Origin of the sequence: Streptomyces sp. RK9, from assembly GCF_045070545.1 — a bacterium.
In the GTDB taxonomy this organism is placed as follows: domain Bacteria; phylum Actinomycetota; class Actinomycetes; order Streptomycetales; family Streptomycetaceae; genus Streptomyces; species Streptomyces alboflavus.
The window spans coordinates 3,661,899-3,680,537 of the sequence record NZ_CP173704.1; the positions used below are offsets into that span (position 1 = coordinate 3,661,899).

Sequence of the window (18,639 nt, forward strand, 5' to 3'; positions counted from 1 at the left end):
CCGAGTCATCGGAGGTATCTGCCGCTGAAAGCTAGAGATGACGTACGGGTACGTCAATGAGTAGGGAGAGATCGGATGTAAAACCGGAGCCGGGCAGCCTGCCGAGCGAGCCGGACCCGGGCGGCCTGCTGAACGAACCGGACCCGGCCGCCCCCACCTCAGCCACCCCACACCCCCACACCCCTCCACCTCAGCCGCCCCACACCTCCGCCCCCACCCACGCCCCCACGATCAGCAGGCACGCGAACAGCTCCACGAACACGCTCCACCCCCCGGCCCGCAGCGCCGTCCGCACCGCCGTCACGGCCTCCCCGCGCCCGCCGAGCCGTATCCGCTCCGCCAGGTACATTCCGCCGACGAACCCCGGCAGCGCCCCGACCACCGGCAGCACGCAGAAGCCGAGCAGGGCGCCCCCGCCCGCGTACACGGCCATCCGGTGGGTCGCCCCGGACTCCCGGAGGCGGCGCGGCGGCAGCTGCCAGCGCACGGCCTGGGACAACAGGAGCACCAGGGTCGCGCCGACGAGGACGCCCCAGGCGAGCCCCTTCGGGTCCTGCAGCGCCCACCACGCGGTCCCGGCCCATACGAGCCAGGACCCCGGCACGCCGGGCACCAGCACTCCGCACAGGCCGAGCAGCATCACCACGCCGACCAGCAGGAGTTCCCACGCTCCCATCTGCCCAGAGTGCAGGAGCGGGTACGAAACCGCAGGTCGGGGTCAGTCCCGGGGGTCCGAGTGGGGGGCGCTCCCGAGGGGGCCCGCGGCCGCCTCGCGGGCCACCCAGCCGCGCTCGTACGCGTGCCAGCCGAGCTGGAGGCGGGTCGTCACGCCGGTCAGCTCCATCAGCCGCTTGACCCGGCGCTGCACGGTCCGCAGGCCCAGGTCGAGCTGCTTGGCGACGCTGGCGTCGGTCATCCCGGCGAGGAGCAGCGAGAGGACCTCCAGGTCCGTGCCGTCCGGTCCGTCGGCGCCCGCCTCGCGCACCGCGTCGCCCTCGCCGAGGCGCAGCGGAAGCGCCGTCCGCCACACCGCCTCGAACAGGCCCGTCAGGGACTCCAGGAGGCCGCTCGCGTGCACCACGAGCGCGGCGGGCTCCGCCGTCCGCGACGTCAGCGGCACCATCGCGAGGGTGCCGTCGGCGACCACCAGCTTCGTCGGCACGCGGTCGGCGACCCGGATCCGCTCCTCGCGCCGCATGGCCGCCGCGACCTCCATGAGGCCCGTGGGCGCGGCGAGGACCTCGCGCTCGATGACCACGCGGTAGCGCACACCCCGGTTCGCGGCCTGCTCCTCCGCGTCGTTCTCCACGCCCGTGACCGCCACCGGCCTGCCCGTCACCAGGGCGCACACCTCACGGCTCGCGCCGAGCTGGAGCTGGAGGAAGCGCTGGGAGACGGCGGCGGCCCCGGTCACCACCTCGACCAGGTCGTGGACGGTGGGCTCGGCGGCCCGCGCGCGGTACTCCTCGGCGAGCAGCGTCGCCGCCAGCTCGGCCTTCTCCAGCTCGTGCCGGTGCTGGGTGAGCAGCGCGCCGAGGGCGACCCCGGGCGGCGCGGCCACCCAGCGGCCCGCCCGGCCCGAGGCCTGCGCGGCCAGGCCGTGCCGCTCCAGGCGGCGCAGCGCCCGCTCGGTCTCCGGTTCGCCCAGGGTGAGCCGGCGCGCCAGGTCGGGCACGTCGGCGGCGCCCACCGACACCAGCGCGCGGTACGCCGCCTCGTGCGTCTCGTCCAGGCCTATCGCAGCCAGCATGCGGCGCCGTCCCTCCCCGATGCGTTCCGGGCAGGCCGGGCCTCCCGATCGTCCTGGCGCGGTCCGCGTCGCCGTGGCGGAAAGCGGCCACGGCGTAAACCCGCCGCGAACATCATCCCCGCAGCACCCGCCGGTCTGCCAAGGTGTCCCCCTGCGTCGGGCGGTCCTCCCGTGGGGGGTGGGGCCGCCCGGCGCTTTCCGCGCCACCCCGGCCCACCCCCGCCCGTGACGGCCGGAATTTCTTCATGCACCGTTTTCGTACGCCCTGTGCGGTGGACAATAGGGGCATGAGCCAGCAGGGGGAGAGGCACACCGGTCACGGGGCCCGTTCCGGCCAGGAGGACGACTGGTGGGGCCAGTTGTACGACGAGTCGAAGGACGACACGGGCCCGGCCAAGGCCGCCGACACCCTGGACGACCGCTTCGCTTCGGCGTCGGACACGGTGGCTGACGGGGACGAAGGTGCAGAGGTCGCTGAGGGCGCCGTGGGCGCTGAGGGTGGCGGCGGGGCGGGTGTCGGGCCCGGTGCCGCCGACGGCCGTGACGCGCACGAGGCCGGGGGCTCCGGGGCGCGGGGGGTTCCCGGGCAGCGCGACGCGGACCCGGCCGAGCGCGGGGCCGCCCCCGACCAACGCGAGGATCTCCCGGGCTGGTTGACCTCATCGGCCCCACGGCCACCTCACCGCCCCACGCCGGAACCACCCCAGCCGCCCCGGCCCGCGGTCCCGGAACCACCTCGGCCTGCGGCTCCGGAACCACCTCGGCCTGCGGTCCCGGAGGCGCCCCGGCCCCCGGCTCCGGAGGCGCCCCGGCCCTCGGTTCCGGAGCCACCGCGTCCCTCGGCTCCGGAACCACCCCGCCACCCGGCGACCGCAGGCACCTCCACCTCCACCTCCAGCCCACCCTCCCCACCCTCCCCACCCTCCCCACCCGCGACACCCCCGCCCCCGCCCGCCCCCCTCGGCACCCCCGCACCCGCTGCGCCTGCCGAGCCTCCGCCCCCTTCCGGGCGCACCGCACCCCCTGAGCGCCCCGCCTCACCACCTCCCTCAGCACTGCCCTCAAGACCCCGCTCAACGCCTCCCTCACCACCCGCCTCCCCGCCCTCAGGCCCGCCCCCCGACCGCCCCCAGCACCCGCCCGCCTACCGCGCCCCCGCCCCCTGGTCGGCCACCGTCGCCGCCGTCGGGCCCGTCACGTTCCCTTCGGGGCGGCGGGCCGAGCCCCCGGAGGCCTCGACGGCCGAGGGGCGGGTGTCGAGCGAGGGGAGTCCGACGAGCGGGACCGATGCCGGAGACGGGGCGGCGCGGGGTGACACGGAGGTGCCGATCGGGGTGCCCGCGTACGTCGGGGACGGGCCGCCCACGTACGAGGCGGAGCCGACGGGCCTGCCCGTGGCCGACCCGGACGCCCTCGGCGAACTGGTCGCGGACACCGTGCTCGACGGCGCGCGGTACGGCACGAGCACCCTGCGGGCCGCGTCCGTGCGCGGCGACTCGGCCCGGTTCCGGGGCGAGCCGCGCCGCGACGCGCTGCTCACCGCCCGCTTCGGCGCCGGCGAGGACGCCCTCGTCCTGGTCGCCATGGCCACCGGCGCCCGCGCCACGCCGGGCGCGCACCGGGCCGCGGCCGACGCCTGCGCCTGGATCGGCCGTGCCGTGGGCCGCAGCCACAGCCGTCTCGCCCAGGACATCCGCGCCGCGCGCCGCGGCGACCTCAAGTCGGGCCTGCACCGCCTCACCGACCGCAGTCTCGGCAAGCTCCGCGCCCGCGCCAGCGAACTCGGCCTGGAACCCGACGAGTACACGGCGACGCTGCGCTGCCTGCTGCTTCCCGCCGACCCCGAGTGCCGCACCCGCGTGTTCTTCGGCGTCGGCGCGGGCGGCCTGTTCCGGCTGCGCGGCGGCGAGTGGCAGGACATAGAGCCCCGCACGGCGGACACGGCGGGCGAGCCCGTCGTCGGCTTCGGCTCACCGCCCGCCGAGACCCCCGACGGCGACCGGCTCACCATGGACCTGGGCATCACGACGCCCCCGAGCCCGTACGAGCCCGCGCCCGCGCCGCCGCGCGACCCGTTCCGGTTCCGGGCCTCCGTCGCCCGCCCGGGTGACACGCTGCTGCTGTGCAGCGGCGGCCTCGCCGAGCCGCTGCGGGGCGAGCCGGAGCTGGCCCGCCATCTCACCCGCCGCTGGGCCGAGGGCGGCCCGCCGGGACTCGCCGCGTTCCTCGCCGACACCCAGGTGCGGGTGAAGGGATACGCGGACGATCGCACCGCTGCCGCCGTTTGGGAGGCGTGAGCGGCGCCGCTGTGAATTCATGGACCCAACGAGAGTGAAGGGGTGCATGAAGAGATGGCCAAGCAGAACGTCGCCGAACAGTTCGTCGACATCCTCGTACGCGCCGGAGTCAAACGCCTCTACGGAGTCGTCGGGGACAGCCTGAACCCCGTCGTCGACGCGATCCGCCGCACCAAGGCGATCGACTGGATCCAGGTCCGGCACGAGGAGACCGCGGCGTTCGCGGCCGGCGCGGAGGCCCAGATCACCGGCTCCCTCGCCGCCTGCGCGGGCTCCTGCGGCCCCGGCAACCTGCACCTCATCAACGGCCTCTACGACGCGCACCGCTCCATGGCGCCGGTCCTCGCCCTGGCCTCCCACATCCCGTCCTCCGAGATCGGCCTCGGCTACTTCCAGGAGACCCACCCCGACCAGCTGTTCCGCGAGTGCAGCCACTACAGCGAGCTGATCTCCAGCCCCAAGCAGATGCCGCGCCTGGTGCAGACGGCCATCCAGCACGCCGTCGGCCGGTCCGGCGTCAGCGTGGTGTCGCTGCCCGGTGACGTCGCCTCCGAGCCCGCCCCGGAGAAGGCCGCCGAGACCGCCCTCGTGACGTCCCGGCCGTCCGTGCGGCCCGGCGACACCGAGATCGACAAGCTCGCCGCGATGATCGACGAGGCCGACCGGGTCACGCTGTTCTGCGGCAGCGGCACGGCGGGCGCGCACGCCGAGGTGATGGCGTTCGCCGAGAAGATCAAGTCACCGGTGGGGCACGCGCTGCGCGGCAAGGAGTGGATCCAGTACGACAACCCGTACGACGTCGGCATGAGCGGGCTCCTCGGCTACGGCGCCGCGTACGAGGCCACCCACGAGTGCGACCTCCTCATCCTGCTCGGCACCGACTTCCCGTACAACGCCTTCCTGCCCGACGACGTGAAGATCGCCCAGGTCGACGTGCGCCCCGAGAACCTGGGCCGGCGCTCGAAGCTGGACCTCGCCGTCTGGGGCGACGTGCGTGAGACGCTGCGCTGTCTCACGCCGCGCGTCTCGCCGAAGTCGAACCGCAAGTTCCTCGACAAGATGCTGAAGAAGCACGCCGACGCGCTCGAAGGCGTCATCAAGGCGTACACCCGCAAGGTCGAGAAGCACATCCCCATCCACCCGGAGTACGTCGCCTCCGTCCTCGACGACCTCGCCGCCGACGACGCCGTCTTCACCGTCGACACCGGCATGTGCAACGTCTGGGCCGCCCGCTACCTCTCCCCGAACGGCAAGCGGCGCATCATCGGCTCCTTCAGCCACGGCTCCATGGCCAACGCGCTGCCGCAGGCCATCGGTGCCCAGTTCGTCGACCGCGAGCGGCAGGTCGTCTCCATGTCCGGTGACGGTGGGTTCTCCATGCTGATGGGGGACTTCCTCACCCTCGTCCAGTACGACCTGCCGGTGAAGGTCGTCCTCTTCAACAACTCCTCGCTCGGGATGGTGGAGTTGGAGATGCTGGTCGCTGGGCTGCCCTCGTACGGCACCACCAACCACAACCCCGACTTCGCCGCCGTCGCTCGGGCCGCCGGGGCGTACGGCGTGCGCGTGGAGAAGCCCAAGCAGCTCGCGGGTGCCCTCAAGGACGCCTTCGCCCACAAGGGGCCCGCCCTCGTCGACATCGTCACCGACCCCAACGCGCTGTCGATCCCGCCCAAGATCAGCTCCGAGATGGTCACGGGGTTCGCGCTCTCCGCCAGCAAGATCGTCCTTGACGGTGGGGTGGGACGCATGGTTCAGCTGGCCCGCTCCAACCTCCGCAACGTGCCACGCCCCTGAACGGGCGCGCACCCTCTTGAACTCGCACCACCCTGCCCGACAGCCCGGCGCCCCCAGCCCTGCCGGTCTCACCCCCGCATCGGCGCTTCGCGCCTCGTCCTCAAGCGCCGGACGGGCTTTCTCCCACCCGCCCGCCCGAACCTGCACGGGCTTGCCCGAAAGCCCGGCACCTTCAGCCCTCCGTGGGTCGCCCCCGAATCGGCGCTTCGCGCCTCGTCCTCAAGCGCCGGACGGGCCTTCTCCCGCCCGCCCGCCCGGACTCGCACGGGCTTGCCCGAAAGCCCGGCGCCTTCAGCCCTCCGTGGATCGCCCCCGAATCGGCGCTTCGCGCCTCGTCCTCAAGCGCCGGACGGGCTTTCTCCCACCCGCCCGCCCGAACCTGCACGGGCTTGCCCGAAAGCCCGGCACCTTCGGCCCTCCGTGGGTCGCCCCCGAATCGGCGCTTCGCGCCTTGTCCTCAAGCGCCGGACGGGCTTTCTCCCACCCGCCCGCCCCCGCCATTGCTTGGGCTGAGCAGCAGCCCGGCACTTTCAGCCCCGAAACGGCTCACGCCGCAGCGCCTCTCCGGCCCGCCCCGGGGTATTTCAGCCCGTCCGGCGTTTGAGGACGAGGCGCGGAGCGCCGATTCGGGGGTGTCTTCGGCCGGCCCGGAGGGGAGTCCCACCCCCGGGGTCCAGGGGCGGAGCCCTGGGATCGGAGAAGGGGTGGGACTGGGGCGCCCCGCGAGGGTTAGGCCGGGTGCAGGCGGAGGGTGAGGATCTGGAAGGGGCGGAGGGTGAGGGAGAGACCCGCGCCGGAGGTGTCGGCGGGGTGGAGGGGGCGTTCCAGGAGGTCGGTGACGTCGGCCCGGGTGACGGGGAACGAGGTCGTGAGGACGGCCCGGGCCCGCCCACCCCGGGACTCGTACAGCCGCACCACCACATCCCCACTACGATCCTCCGCGAGCTTGACCGACTCGACGGTCACCCCGGGATGATCGACCCGCACGAGGGGCGCCACAGCGGGCGCGGAGGCGACCCGCAGAGGCAGATTGAGGGCGAGCCCCTCGGCGACGGCGTCCCCCGTCTCGGCCCCGGGCAGCAGCGCGTAGGTGAAGTGGTGGGTGCCGACGTCGGTGTCCGGGTCGGGACTGTGCGGCGCCCGCAGGAGGGTGAGCCGCACGGTCGTCCCGAGCCCTTCGGCGTGCGCGACCCGGGTCACGTCGTGCCCGTACGTGGAGTCGTTGAGCACCGCGACCCCGTACCCGTCCTCGGCCACCCGCAGCCACCGGTGCGCACAGATCTCGAAGCGCGCCGCGTCCCAGGAGGTGTTGGCGTGCGTGGGCCGCTGCACATGCCCGAACTGGATCTCCGCGGCGGACCGTTCGGCCTGCACGTCCAGTGGGAACGCGGCCTTGAGCACCTTCTCCGACTCGCGCCACTCGACCTCGGTGACGACGTCGAGACGGCGGCTGCCCGCGGCGAGCCGCAGCTCCTGCGTGATCCGCGACCCGGCGCCGAAGACCCGCACGACCCGCACGGAGGCCCGCAGCGGCCCGTCCTCGACCAGCTCCACGGACTCGGCCCGGGTGAGGTCGGTGTGCCGGTGGCGGTAGTGCTTGTCGAGGTCCCACGCGTCGTAGTGGGTGGGGTGGTCGGGGTGCAGCTGGAGGAGGTTGCCGCGGCTGCCGGGGGCGAGGACCTCGCGGTCGGCGGCCCGGTCGAGGACGGAGGCGAGCAGCCCGTCGGAGTCGATGGTGACCCGCAGGTGCTCGTTGGACAGCACGATCTCCTGTCCGGTGCGGGTCGCCGAGGTGACGGCCCCCGGCTCCCGCTCCTGCCCGGCCGCCTCCGCGAGCCCGCGGGTGCCGAGGCCGCCGACGTGCACGTGCACGAGCCGCCCCTCGTGCTCGACGACCTCGCTGCGTTCGTACGGCGACGAGTTGAGCACGGAGGCCTCGCCGCCGCCGAGGTGGCGCACCGCCTCGGCGGTGAGGGAGTCCAGCTCGGCGAGGACGCGCGCGTAGGTGTCGCGGGCCTCGCGGTGCACCCAGGCGATGGAGGAGCCGGGCAGGATGTCGTGGAACTGGTGCAGCAGGACCGTCTTCCACAGCCGGTCCAGGTCGTCGTACGGATAGGCGTACGCCGCGTCCTTCACGGCGGCCGCCGCGCACCACAACTCGGCTTCCCGCAGGGCGTGTTCGGTGCGCCGGTTGCCGCGCTTGGTGGCCGCCTGCGAGGTGTACGTCGCCCGGTGCAGCTCCAGATACAGCTCCCCGGACCACACGGGTGCCCGCTCGCCGTACTCCTCCTCGGCCGCGGCGAAGAACGCCGAGGGCCGCTCGACCTCGACGCGCGGCGAGCCCTCCAGGGAGCGCAGGCGGCGCGCCCGCTCCATCATCTCGCGGGTCGGACCGCCGCCGCCGTCGCCCCAGCCGAACGGCACCAGGGAGCGGGTCGCGCGGCCCTTGTCGGCGAAGTTCCGCTCCGCGTGGGCGAGTTCGGTGCCGTGCAGCTGGGAGTTGTAGGTGTCGACCGGCGGGAAGTGCGTGAAGACCCGCGTCCCGTCGATGCCCTCCCACCAGAAGGTGTGGTGCGGCATCTTGTTGGACTGGTTCCAGCTCAACTTCTGCGTGAGGAACCACCGTACGCCCGCGAGCTTCGCCAGCTGCGGGAACGCGGCCGTGTACCCGAAGGAGTCCGGCAGCCAGATCTCCTCCGTGTCGACGCCGAACTCCTCCTGGAAGAACCGCTTGCCGTGCACGATCTGCCGCGCGAGTGCCTCGCCGCCCGGCATGTTGGCGTCCGACTCCACCCACATCGACCCCACCGGGGCCCAATTGCCGTCCGTGACGGCCTTCTTGATGCGTTCCCAGATGTGCGGCTGGTGCTCCTTCACCCACGCGTACTGTTGCGCCTGCGAGCACGCGAACACCAGCTCCGGATAGTCACGCGCGAGCGCCGTCACATTGGCGAACGTGCGGGACGCCTTGCGCACCGTCTCGCGCAGCGGCCACAGCCACGCCGAGTCGATATGCGCGTGCCCGGCAGCCGATACGCGGTGGGCGCTCGCGGCGGCGGGTCGCGAGAGCACGTCGGCCAGCGCGGCCCGGCCCGCGGCCGCGGTCCCCGCCACGTCGTGCAGGTCGAGCGCGTCGAGCATGTCCTCGACGGCCCGCAGGATCTCGTGCCGTCGCGGCCTGGCCGGGTCCAGTTCCCGCATCAGCTCGTCGAGGACCTCGATGTCCAGAATCAGCTGCCAGACGTCCTCGTCCAGTACGGCGAGGTCGGCAGCCGCGAATCGGTAGATGGGCCGATCGCCGGCCGTCAGGATGTCGCCGAGCGGGGTCGGTACGAAGTCGTGCAGCACGGTCGGATTGGCCGCCGCTTCGAGCAGTAGCCGCACCGGCTCGCCGCCCCGCGCGCGGGAGGCCACCGGCACATGACGGTTGCGCGGGTGAATGCCCTTCAAGGGCACCCCCGAGGCGTCGTACACCAGGCCCTCCGCCTGGAAGCCCGGGCCCTCCCCGGTGAACCCGGGGTCGATCACCGCCTCCACATGCCGCCCCTCCCACTCCCGAGGCACCTCGCCCTCCAGCCGGAACCAGCTCGTCGACCAGGGCTTTCCCCAGTCGGATCCGGCCGTGAACGGCTCATACGTCTCCGCGAGGGCCTCGGCCACGGGCACCGGCTCGCCCGGCGCGTGCCACACGGACAGGGCGAGGGGCACCCGCGCCGCGTACTGGGCGGGCCTGATGAACTGCCGCAGCGCGCGCTCCAGGCGCTCCTCCACCAGCGGTCGGTCGTCGTGCACGGCGGCTCCTTCGCGTTCTCGCTCACGGGGGTCGACCGGGGGACGGTCGGGGCGTACTCGGCTTCACTTCCCCCCAACCCATCGGCGCATCCGTCCCTTTGATTGACGAATGGACATGAGTGCGGCCTGACGGGACGGGAATGCATTCCGTGAGCGTGTTCGAGATTTCGAGATGGAGACCGGTCGGGGGGCTTGGTCATGGTGGGCAACGGGTGGGCGGGGGTCATGACGAGACACCTAAGAGGAGGAGCTGCCACCGATTCCGTCGGGTCGGTCGGTTCCGTCGGCTCCGTCGGTGTGGCGGCGTCCGCTCCGCAGCGTGGGGACGATACGGCCGGGGGTGCGCCCGGGACCGGGCGGGCGCAGCTGCGGCGGCGGCTCGGGCGTGCCGATCTGCGGGCGGTGCCGGAGGCGCGGGGTGCGTTGCGGGAGCTGTTGCGGCACTGGGGGCGGCCCGGGCGGGCCGAGACGGCGGAGCTGCTTGCCAGTGAGCTGGTCACCAACGCGCTCGTGCACACCGACAGGGACGCGGTGCTCACCGCCACGGTGGGGCCGGGGCGGCTGCGGGTCGAGGTCCGGGACTTCGTTGCCCGTCGGCCGCGGCCCCGGGTGCCCGAGGACGCCGAGGACACCCACGGGCGTGGGCTGCTCCTCGTCCAGTCCCTCGCCGACGCGTGGGGGGTGCGGGTGCACGGGGTGGGCAAGGTGGTGTGGTTCGAGCTGGACGCGGGCTCGGGCTGATCCCGCGCTGCGCCCCTGGGCTCCGGGGGTGGGTGTTCCGTGGCGGGTGGGACAGTCCTCCCCCGAATCGGCGCTCCGCGCCTCGTCCTCAATCGCCGGACAGGCTCTCTCCCACCCACCCGCCCGAACTTGTACCGGCCCGGCACCTTCAGCCCGGAAGGGGTTGCCCCCGGTCGCGCTTCGCGCTCGTCCTCAAGCGCCGGACGGGCTGAAGGCGTCGCCGATGTGGGCTTGGAAGGTCACCTGGGGCGGGCCTGAGGGTGCCGGGCTGTTGCCAAGCTGGTGAATGGCTGGGGCGGGTGGGTGGGAGAGAGCCCGTCCGGCGTTTGAGGACGGGGCGCGGAGCGCCGATCGGGGGTGACCCGCGAGGGGCTGAGGGTGCCGGGCTGTTGCTCGGCCGGTCCGAGCGCGGGGCCCGCGGCCGAGCTTCACCCGAACTGCTGCTCGAGATCCTTCAGCTTCTGCTCCAGGGAGTCGAGCCGGGGCAACGTCTGGGTGTCGTCCTCGGCGGTGAGGTCGACGGTGACGGGAGCGGACGGGTCACTCGGCACGGCCTGAAGGGAGGGCCGGTGCCGTACGGGAAGCTCGTCCTGGGGCGGCGGCGATGGCGGCGGCGCACCTATGGCAGGGTCCGCGCCGACCTGCGCGGACCCGCCCGAGGAGCCGACCTGGACGTCCACCTGACGCGCACCGCGCCCGTGGTACCCGCGATGCCCCCGGCTGATGGCCTTGAGCTGCGCCCGCTCCAGCTTCTCCTGGTCCCGCCGCCGCGTCCGCGCCTGCTCCTTCTCGCGCCGGTCCTCACGCACCTCCTCGACGGCCTCGTCGAGGGTGCGTACGCCTTCGAGCAGCATCAGCGACCACGCGCCGAAGGTCTCCCGCGGCGCCCGCAGCCACCGCACGATGCGGATCTGCGGCAGCGGCCGCGGCACGAGCCCCTGCTCGCGCAGCGCGGCCCTGCGGGTCTGCTTCAGGGCCCGGTCGAAGAGCACGGCCGCGGACAGCGACATCCCGGCGAAGAACTGCGGGGCACCCGCGTGCCCGATGCCGCGCGGCGCGTGCACCCAGTTGAACCAGGCGGCGGCCCCCGCGAACGTCCACACCAGGAGCCGCGAGCCGAGCGCCGCGTCGCCGTGGCTCGCCTCGCGCACCGCGAGGACGGAGCAGAACATGGCGGCGCCGTCGAGACCGAAGGGGACCAGGTACTCCCAGCCGTCGGAGAGGTTCAGATTCTGCCGGCCGAAGCCGACAAGTCCGTGGAAGGAGAGGGCGGCGGCGACCGCCGCGCAGCAGAAGAGGAGGACGTAGGAGGCGGTGCCGTAGACGGCTTCCTTGCGCCTGCGGCGCTCCTCGTTGCGCTCCCACGAGTCGTCGCTGGTGGCCACCTTCGCCTGGGCCTTCCTGCCCCGCGCGAGTACCGCCACCGCGACTGCCATGCCCAGGAGCAGAATCCCGCCGGGCAGCAGCCAGTCCAGCGATATGTCGGTCAGTCTCATCTGGCGTCCCTTGCGTCGCGTAGGGCGAGTTCGGGCGCCATAGTGGCCCACCCCGCACAGCGCCCAAGGCGGTTTTGCGGCAAGAGGACGCCAAGGGGGTGGTGAAGGCCGTACCGAGCGCCGAATACCTCGAACTCACGCGGGAGGCGCTGGAATTGGGTTCGATTAAACGCGCACGAAGGGGTGGTTCGGGGCGGGGGCGGCCCGGCGGCGGCGTTCGGGGGCCGCCGGGGAGGTCAGCTCGCGGCGTCGGCCGTCAGCCTGGCGACGCGGTCGGCGTCGCACATACGGGGGCACGTGACGCAGGTGTCGGCGGGCCGCAGGGTGTAGAACATGCAGCAGCTCGCGCGGTCCCGGGTGGGCAGCTTCTCGCCGTTCGGACCGGTGAGTTCGCGGAACGCGGCGGTGCCGACGTACGGCTTCGTGGCGCCCGGGAGCAGCTGCTCCAGCTCGGTCGTGGCACGCTGCTCCTCGCCGAGGAGGTGGGCCACGTACCAGAGGCCCTCGACGATCTCGTCCGTGGCGACGGCCCACAGCGCCCGGCCCCGGCGCCGCATCCGCGGTCCGAAGCCGTCGAGCAGCGGCCCCATGTGCTCCGCCACCGCCGCCCGCAGCGCGGCGCGCAGCGCCTCCTCGTCCGCCACGACCCGGGCGCCGGGCAGCGTGGCCGCCGGGTCGTCCGGCAGACAGACGAAGCCGCCCGGGCGCACGGCGATCTTGCCGAGGGCGCGCTGGAAGAAGACGTTCTCCACCGGATAGCTCGGCACCCGGCGCTGGAGGAACCACGGCACCGTGAACAGCAGGGTGGCGGGCCAGGCGTAGCGGTGCAGGCCGAAGCTGGCGACGACGTCCGGGCGGGCCTGCTGGCCGTAGTCCTTGACGACCTGCGCGTCGTCCCAGGCGAGGAACTCCTCGAACGCGGCCCCGGCCTCCGCGAGCCCGGCCGCGCCCACCCAGCCACCGCCCCGCGGCGGCTGTTCGTCCTCGGCCAGCTCCTGGATGCGCAGCCCGGGGAACACCTCGGTGAGGCGGGCGTAGGCGGCGGTGACGGGGCTCTGAGCGTGCTCCGTACGTCGAGCGCCGCTTTCCAGGGTGGGAACGGACATGCGCGGGGACCACCGAATCAATCGATCGATTGCAGGTAAGCCTAACCTTACCCAACATGATCGAGGTTTCAACTGCGGTCGTGTCCGCCTATGGTGCTTCTCGTACGTTTCGGACGGACGGGGCGCGGAAGTGCGGGAGGCAAGCGTGGAGCGGGCGGGAGCGCGGACGGCGGATGTGACCGCCATGCGCGCCGCCGGGCGCGTGCCGGAGCAGTCGGGGCAGCCTGAGCGGTCCGGGCAGCTTGAGCCGTGCGGACAGTCGGGGCAGGCGGGGCAGTCGGGGCAGTCGGGGTCAGGGCAGGCGGACGCGGCGGCGCGGGGTGAGCACACCCACGGCGGCCCCGACGGCGGCTCTGGCGGCGGCGCCCCCGACGGGACCGACGACGCCGTCCCGGACATACCGGCCCGCCGCCTCGGCGTCCCGCCCCCGCGCAAGCCCATGCAGCGCACCTCCGTGCGCGGCCAGGTGCTCGACGCCCTGCGCGCCGCGCTGGTCGGCGGCGAGCTCGCGCCGGGCGAGGTGTACTCCGCCCCGGCCCTCGGCGAGCGCTTCGGGGTCTCGGCGACGCCCGTGCGCGAGGCCATGCAGCAGCTCGCGCTCGAAGGCGCGGTGGAGGTGGTCCCCAACCGCGGCTTCCGGGTCACCCGGCGCGGGGCGCGTGAGCTGGGGGAGCTGGCGGAGGTGCGGGCGCTGATCGAGGTGCCCGTGATGCTGCGGCTCGCCCGCAGCGTGCCCGCGGAGGCCTGGGCGCGCCTTCGCCCCCTGGCGGAGGCGACCGTGGCCGCCGCGGCCTGCGCCGACCTGGCCCGCTACGCCGAGGCGGACCGGGCCTTCCACGGCGCCCTGCTCGGCCTCTCCGGCAATCAGCAGCTCGTCCAGGTCGCCGACGACCTGCACCGCCGCTCCCAGTGGCCCCTGGTGACGGGCCCCGTCGCGGGCCGCCGCGCCGACCTCGTGGCCGACGCAGCCGAGCACATGGCCCTCCTGGACGCCCTGGTCGCCCGCGACCTGCCGGTGGTCCAGTCCCTGGTGCGCGAGCACTTCACGGGCGGCGACGTCTGACCCGGCGGCGGCCCGCCGGACGGGAACGCCGCCCGCGCCGGCCGCCGCGCGGCCCCTGCCTCAGGCCGCCGGCGCGGGCGGCGTCAGCTGTGCCGCAAGCCACGACGGCACCCCGCCGAGGAGCCGGAAAAGACGGGTCGCCTCGGCACGGAGCCGGGACGCCTCCGGTTCGGGCTCCGCGTCCGCGAGGGCGGCGAGCGCCGGGGCCGTGCCGACGAGGAAGCCCAGCTCCTCGCGCAGCCGCAGGGACTCCGCGAAGCCGTGCCGCGCGTCGGCCAACTCGCCCTCGCGCAGGGCGAGTCCGGCCAGATGGCGCCAGGTGAAGGAGAGCAGGAGCGGGTCGTCGTGGGCGGTGGCCCCGGCGTGGGCGCGGCGGTAGGCGGCGCGGGCCGCCTGCGGGGAGTCCGCGATGTGCTCGGCGATCAGGCCGCGGCGGAAGTCGAGCAGGGGGCGCCCGGAGGACCCGGGGGCCAGCAGCGCGGCCGCCCTGCCGAGCGCGGTGCGGGCCTCGTCGGCCCGGTCCCGTACGCCCAACACCGTGGCCGCGTACGCGAGTTGGCCGCGCTCGCAGGCCGCGGCACCGCGGGCGTCGTCATCGTCGGCGACCGCCTCCGCCGTGCGCAGGCTGTCCTCGGCCTCGTCCCAGCCCTCGCCGGTGAACAGGCAGCGCTCGATGAGGAGCGAGGTTCTCTGGACGGCGACGTCCGCGCCCTCTCGGGTGGCGAGCAGCGCCGCCGCGTCGGTCCAGCAACCGCGCGAGCGCAGCCGCCATACCGCGGTCTGGAGTGGATCGTTCTGAGCATTCGTTCCGGTACCAGACATGGCGGTATGCGCCACGTTGCCCTCCCCTAGCGCGCCATTGAGCTGTTGAGTCGTGGGCGAATCTCAGCACGGATCGGCGCGCTCGGCCAAGGGGATGGGTGAAAGATTTCACAAACGAGGGGGAACGAGAGCCGAGGGACAGGTGGAGGGCGCGGGGCCGCGGAGACGCCCGCGGCCCCTGAGAATCCGCCCCAGGGCCTCAACTCATGCGCAGGGCCAGGAAGAAGTCCAGCTTGTCCTCAAGTCGGGAAAGGTCACGGCCCGTCAACTGCTCGATACGCCCGACCCGGTAGCGCAGCGTGTTGACGTGCAGGTGCAGCCGGGTCGCGCAGCGCGTCCAGGAGCCGTCGCAGTCGAGGAACGCCTCCAGGGTCGGGATCAGCTCGGCGCGGTGCCTGCGGTCGTACTCGCGCAGCGGGTCGAGCAGGCGCGCGGTGAACGCGCGGCGCACGTCGTCGGGCACGAAGGGCAGAAGGAGCACGTGCGAGGCCAGCTCCTGGTGGCCCGCCGCGCACACCCGGCCCGGCCGCGCCGCAGCGACCCTGCGGGCGTGCCGGGCCTCCTCCAGGGCGCCCCGCAGCCCCTCCGCCGAGTGCACGGACGCGCTGACGCCGATCGTGAGCCGCCCGTCGTCCGCGAGACCCGCCGAGAGCGGCTCCCGCACGGCCGAGAGCAGCGAGTCCGCGAGCAGCCCCGGCTCGGCGCCGTCCACATCGGCGGACAGCGCGGGCAGCGGCACCAGCGCGATGGCCTCGTCGCCGGTGTGGGCCACCGCGATCCGGTCGGACGGGTCGGGCCCGGCCGCCGTCGGGTCGACCAGGATCTCCTCCAGGAGGGACTGGGCGACCGGGCCGCCCTCGATGCCCGATCCTTCGGCGCCGACCGCGGCTTCCCACTCCACCCGCGCCACCACGACCTGCCAGTGCGGCGCCGTCCCGAGCCCGGGCAGCAGCACCGGCGCCGCGACCCGCAGGCGCGCCGCGATCTCGGCGGGTGCCGCGCCCGTCTGGACCAGTTCGAGGACCTCCTGGGCGAGGCGGCGGCGCACCGTGCGCGCCGCGTCCCTGCGGTCCCGCTCCACGGCGATCAGCTGGGTGACGCCCTGGAGCAGATCGAGCCGCTCCTCGGGCCAGTCGCCCGCGTCCGCCTCGACGGCGAGCAGCCAGTCCGAGAGGACCGTCTCGCGCACGTCCCGGGACGCGCCGACCGCACCCCGGCCACTGGACCGAATGGGGAACAGCGAGTACGTGACCCCGTCCACGCTCACCCGGTGCGGGCCTCTGCGCCCCGTCCTCGCGGCGGCCAGCTGCTCCCCGGCGAGCCGCGCGCAGACGGCCGCGGGCAGGGCCGGGCCCGCCGTGCCCGCCCCGGCGATGGGCCGTCCGGCGGGGGAGAGCACCCAGGCCCGCAGGTCCAGGTCGGTGCCGAGCAGGTCGAGGACCACGTCGGGGCCGCCGCCCGCGGGGCCCGAGGTCATCAGGCGGCGGTGGCGGTCCACGACGGCCGCCAGGTCGCCGGCGCGCTCGCCGGACACCTGGCGCACGACGTGTTCGGTGATCGTCGCGAACGCCACCGACTCGTTGACCGCGAACAGCGGCAGGCGGTGCCGGGCGCAGGCCTCGACCAGGTCGTCGGGGATGGAGCCCAGCTCCGCCTCGCCCGCGGCAAGGGCGGCGACCCCGGCGGCTGCGAGAATACGTACAAAAGGCTCGGTGTCCGAGGCGTCTCTGCGCCACGCGAGACCGGTGAGCACCAGCTCGCCGCCCGCGAGGTAGCGGCTGGGGTCGCGCAGGTCCGTGGTCATCACGCCACGCACGGTGCGGTCCAGCTCGTCCTCGCCGCCGAGCAGCCTGAGGCCCAGCGCGTCGGTGTCAAGGAGTGCGCGCAGCCGCATGGTGTCGTCGCCGCCGATCTGTCTCGATTTCACGTGTGGCCGGAGCCCCGGACGAACCCGGGGGCCGGTGAGTCCCGAAGGCTCCGCGGTTTCTAGAGGGAATCCGCGAGGTTACTGGGGGCCGTTCTTCATACGAATCTACAAGACTCGCGCCTTGGCCAGCCAACTCCTTCATGGTTTCGGTGACTGACCCCATCGGACGACCGGGCGGTGTACTTGCCCCACTCCGCGTTAACAGCACATGAACGAGTAGTCGAGAGGCGAAGGACCGCTTCGGCCGGAACCTTGGCCGGAACGTTCGCCCCGGCTCGTCAGACAGTCAAGCCCCGGCCGGTTCCCCAGCGGGACCCGGCCGCCAGGCACGATCACGAAGAGAGAGCCACTCATGGACTTCCTTCGCCCCGCCAGCTGGGAGGAAGCGCTCGCCGCGAAGGCCGAGCACCCCACCGCTGTGCCGATTGCGGGTGGCACCGATGTCATGGTCGAGATCAACTTCGACCACCGTCGTCCGGAGTACCTGCTGGACCTCAACCGCATCGGTGAGCTGCGGGAGTGGGAGGTCGGTGCGGACACCGTGCGGCTCGGCGCCTCGGTCCCGTACACGGACATCATGGAGAACCTGCGCGCCGAGCTGCCCGGCCTCGCGCTCGCCTCGCACACGGTGGCATCGCCGCAGATCCGCAACCGCGGCGGCGTCGGCGGCAACCTCGGCACCGCGTCCCCGGCCGGCGACGCCCACCCGGCGCTGCTCGCCGCCGACTGCGAGGTCGAGGCGGAGTCCGTGCGCGGCTCCCGGCTGATCCCGATCGACGAGTTCTACACCGGCGTGAAGCGCAACGCCCTCGCCCCGGACGAGCTGATCCGGGCCGTGCACATCAAGAAGGCCGACGGCCCGCAGCAGTACTCCAAGGTGGGTACGCGCAACGCCATGGTCATCGCCGTGTGCGCCTTCGGCATCGCGCTGCACCCCGAGACCCGCACGGTGCGCACCGGCATCGGCTCGGCCGCCCCCACGCCCATCCGGGCGAAGGCCGCCGAGGAGTTCCTGAACGCGGCGCTCGAAGAGGGCGGCTTCTGGGACAACAGGAAGATCATCACCCCGTCGGTCGCCAAGCAGTTCGCGGAGCTCGCCTCCGGCGCCGCCAACCCCATCGACGACGTCCGCGGCACCGCGAGCTACCGCCGCCACGCCGTCGGCATCATGGCCCGCCGCACACTCGGCTGGACGTGGGAGTCCTACCGCGGCACGGGCCGCAGCACGGAGGGAGTCGCGTAATGCGTGTCAACTTCACGGTCAACGGCCGTCCCCAGGAAGCCGACGACGTCTGGGAGGGCGAGTCCCTCCTCTACGTGCTGCGCGAGCGCATGGGCCTGCCCGGCTCCAAGAACGCCTGCGAGCAGGGCGAGTGCGGTTCCTGCACGGTCCGCCTCGACGGCGTGCCGGTGTGTTCGTGCCTGGTCGCGGCCGGACAGGTGGAGGGCCGCGAGGTCACCACCGTCGAGGGCCTCGCCGACTACGCCAAGCACCGCGAGAGCGCCCACCCGGGCGGCGGCTGCGCCACCGGCGCCTGCGGCACCTCGCTCCAGGACGCCCAGCAGTGGCGCGCTCATTCTGCCGGCGGGGCCACTGACTCGCAGACCGGCGAGGGCGCCGAACTCAGCCCCATCCAGCAGGCGTTCATCGACGCGGGCGCCGTCCAGTGCGGCTTCTGCACCCCCGGTCTGCTGGTCGCGGCCGACGAGCTCCTGGAGCGCAACGACACCCCGTCGGACGCGGACATCCGCGAGGCGCTCTCCGGCAACCTCTGCCGCTGCACCGGTTACGAGAAGATCCTCGACGCGGTCCGCCTGGCTGCGGCCCGCCAGGGAGAGGCGGTCTGA

General features: G+C 73.8%; 13 protein-coding genes. 6 read left to right on the plus strand and 7 right to left on the minus strand.

Annotation, left to right across the window (positions count from 1 at the left end; genetic code table 11):
- Positions 1 to 190: 190 nt before the first annotated feature.
- Complete coding sequence (locus AB6L24_RS36050) at positions 191 to 676, minus strand: DUF456 domain-containing protein (protein ID WP_405662532.1); 486 nt, start codon at positions 674 to 676, stop codon at positions 191 to 193.
- A 42-nt stretch (positions 677 to 718) separates the two neighbouring features.
- Positions 719 to 1,750 carry a helix-turn-helix domain-containing protein gene (locus AB6L24_RS36055; RefSeq protein ID WP_405662535.1) on the minus strand — a complete coding sequence of 344 codons (1,032 nt, stop codon included), beginning with the start codon at positions 1,748 to 1,750 and terminating at the stop codon, positions 719 to 721.
- A 287-nt stretch (positions 1,751 to 2,037) separates the two neighbouring features.
- Here AB6L24_RS36055 and AB6L24_RS36060 point away from each other — a divergent pair, with 287 nt between their 5' ends.
- Both AB6L24_RS36060 and AB6L24_RS36065 read left to right on the plus strand, forming a co-directional pair.
- Entirely contained in the window at positions 2,038 to 4,047 is a 2,010-nt protein-coding gene (locus AB6L24_RS36060) for a protein phosphatase 2C domain-containing protein (RefSeq protein WP_405662537.1), read from the plus strand.
- A 54-nt stretch (positions 4,048 to 4,101) separates the two neighbouring features.
- Complete coding sequence (locus tag AB6L24_RS36065) at positions 4,102 to 5,844, plus strand: pyruvate dehydrogenase (protein ID WP_380856469.1); 1,743 nt, start codon at positions 4,102 to 4,104, stop codon at positions 5,842 to 5,844.
- A gap of 729 nt (positions 5,845 to 6,573) precedes the next feature.
- Here AB6L24_RS36065 and AB6L24_RS36070 read toward each other — a convergent pair.
- Entirely contained in the window at positions 6,574 to 9,636 is a 3,063-nt protein-coding gene (locus AB6L24_RS36070) for an alpha-mannosidase (RefSeq protein WP_405662539.1), read from the minus strand.
- Between the two features lie 297 nt (positions 9,637 to 9,933).
- On the opposite strand from AB6L24_RS36070, the gene AB6L24_RS36075 reads away from it, so the two are divergent.
- Positions 9,934 to 10,377 (plus strand): ATP-binding protein, encoded by a 444-nt coding sequence (locus AB6L24_RS36075; RefSeq protein WP_405662542.1) that lies wholly within the window; start codon positions 9,934 to 9,936, stop codon positions 10,375 to 10,377.
- Between the two features lie 428 nt (positions 10,378 to 10,805).
- Here AB6L24_RS36075 and AB6L24_RS36080 read toward each other — a convergent pair whose 3' ends face one another.
- Positions 10,806 to 11,873: a DUF2637 domain-containing protein gene (locus tag AB6L24_RS36080; RefSeq protein WP_405662545.1), complete on the minus strand. Its 1,068-nt coding sequence runs from the start codon at positions 11,871 to 11,873 to the stop codon at positions 10,806 to 10,808.
- A 236-nt stretch (positions 11,874 to 12,109) separates the two neighbouring features.
- On the minus strand, positions 12,110 to 12,979 hold the full coding sequence (locus tag AB6L24_RS36085) for a (2Fe-2S)-binding protein (protein WP_405662548.1): 870 nt from the start codon (positions 12,977 to 12,979) through the stop codon (positions 12,110 to 12,112).
- Positions 12,980 to 13,163: 184 nt separating this feature from the next.
- Here AB6L24_RS36085 and AB6L24_RS36090 point away from each other — a divergent pair, with 184 nt between their 5' ends.
- Positions 13,164 to 14,042: a GntR family transcriptional regulator gene (locus AB6L24_RS36090; protein ID WP_405663565.1), complete on the plus strand. Its 879-nt coding sequence runs from the start codon at positions 13,164 to 13,166 to the stop codon at positions 14,040 to 14,042.
- A gap of 60 nt (positions 14,043 to 14,102) precedes the next feature.
- Here the strand turns inward: AB6L24_RS36090 and AB6L24_RS36095 are convergent, their stop codons facing one another.
- Both AB6L24_RS36095 and AB6L24_RS36100 read right to left on the minus strand, forming a co-directional pair.
- On the minus strand, positions 14,103 to 14,879 hold the full coding sequence (locus tag AB6L24_RS36095) for a hypothetical protein (protein ID WP_087886296.1): 777 nt from the start codon (positions 14,877 to 14,879) through the stop codon (positions 14,103 to 14,105).
- Between the two features lie 184 nt (positions 14,880 to 15,063).
- Positions 15,064 to 16,758 carry a PucR family transcriptional regulator gene (locus AB6L24_RS36100; protein WP_405663568.1) on the minus strand — a complete coding sequence of 565 codons (1,695 nt, stop codon included), beginning with the start codon at positions 16,756 to 16,758 and terminating at the stop codon, positions 15,064 to 15,066.
- A gap of 385 nt (positions 16,759 to 17,143) precedes the next feature.
- On the opposite strand from AB6L24_RS36100, the gene AB6L24_RS36105 reads away from it, so the two are divergent.
- Both AB6L24_RS36105 and AB6L24_RS36110 read left to right on the plus strand, forming a co-directional pair.
- A complete protein-coding gene (locus AB6L24_RS36105; RefSeq protein ID WP_380856453.1) occupies positions 17,144 to 18,034 on the plus strand; it encodes an FAD binding domain-containing protein in 891 nt (296 codons plus the stop codon).
- Positions 18,034 to 18,639: a (2Fe-2S)-binding protein gene (locus AB6L24_RS36110; RefSeq protein WP_405662551.1), complete on the plus strand. Its 606-nt coding sequence runs from the start codon at positions 18,034 to 18,036 to the stop codon at positions 18,637 to 18,639. Before AB6L24_RS36105 ends, AB6L24_RS36110 begins: the two co-directional genes overlap by 1 nt.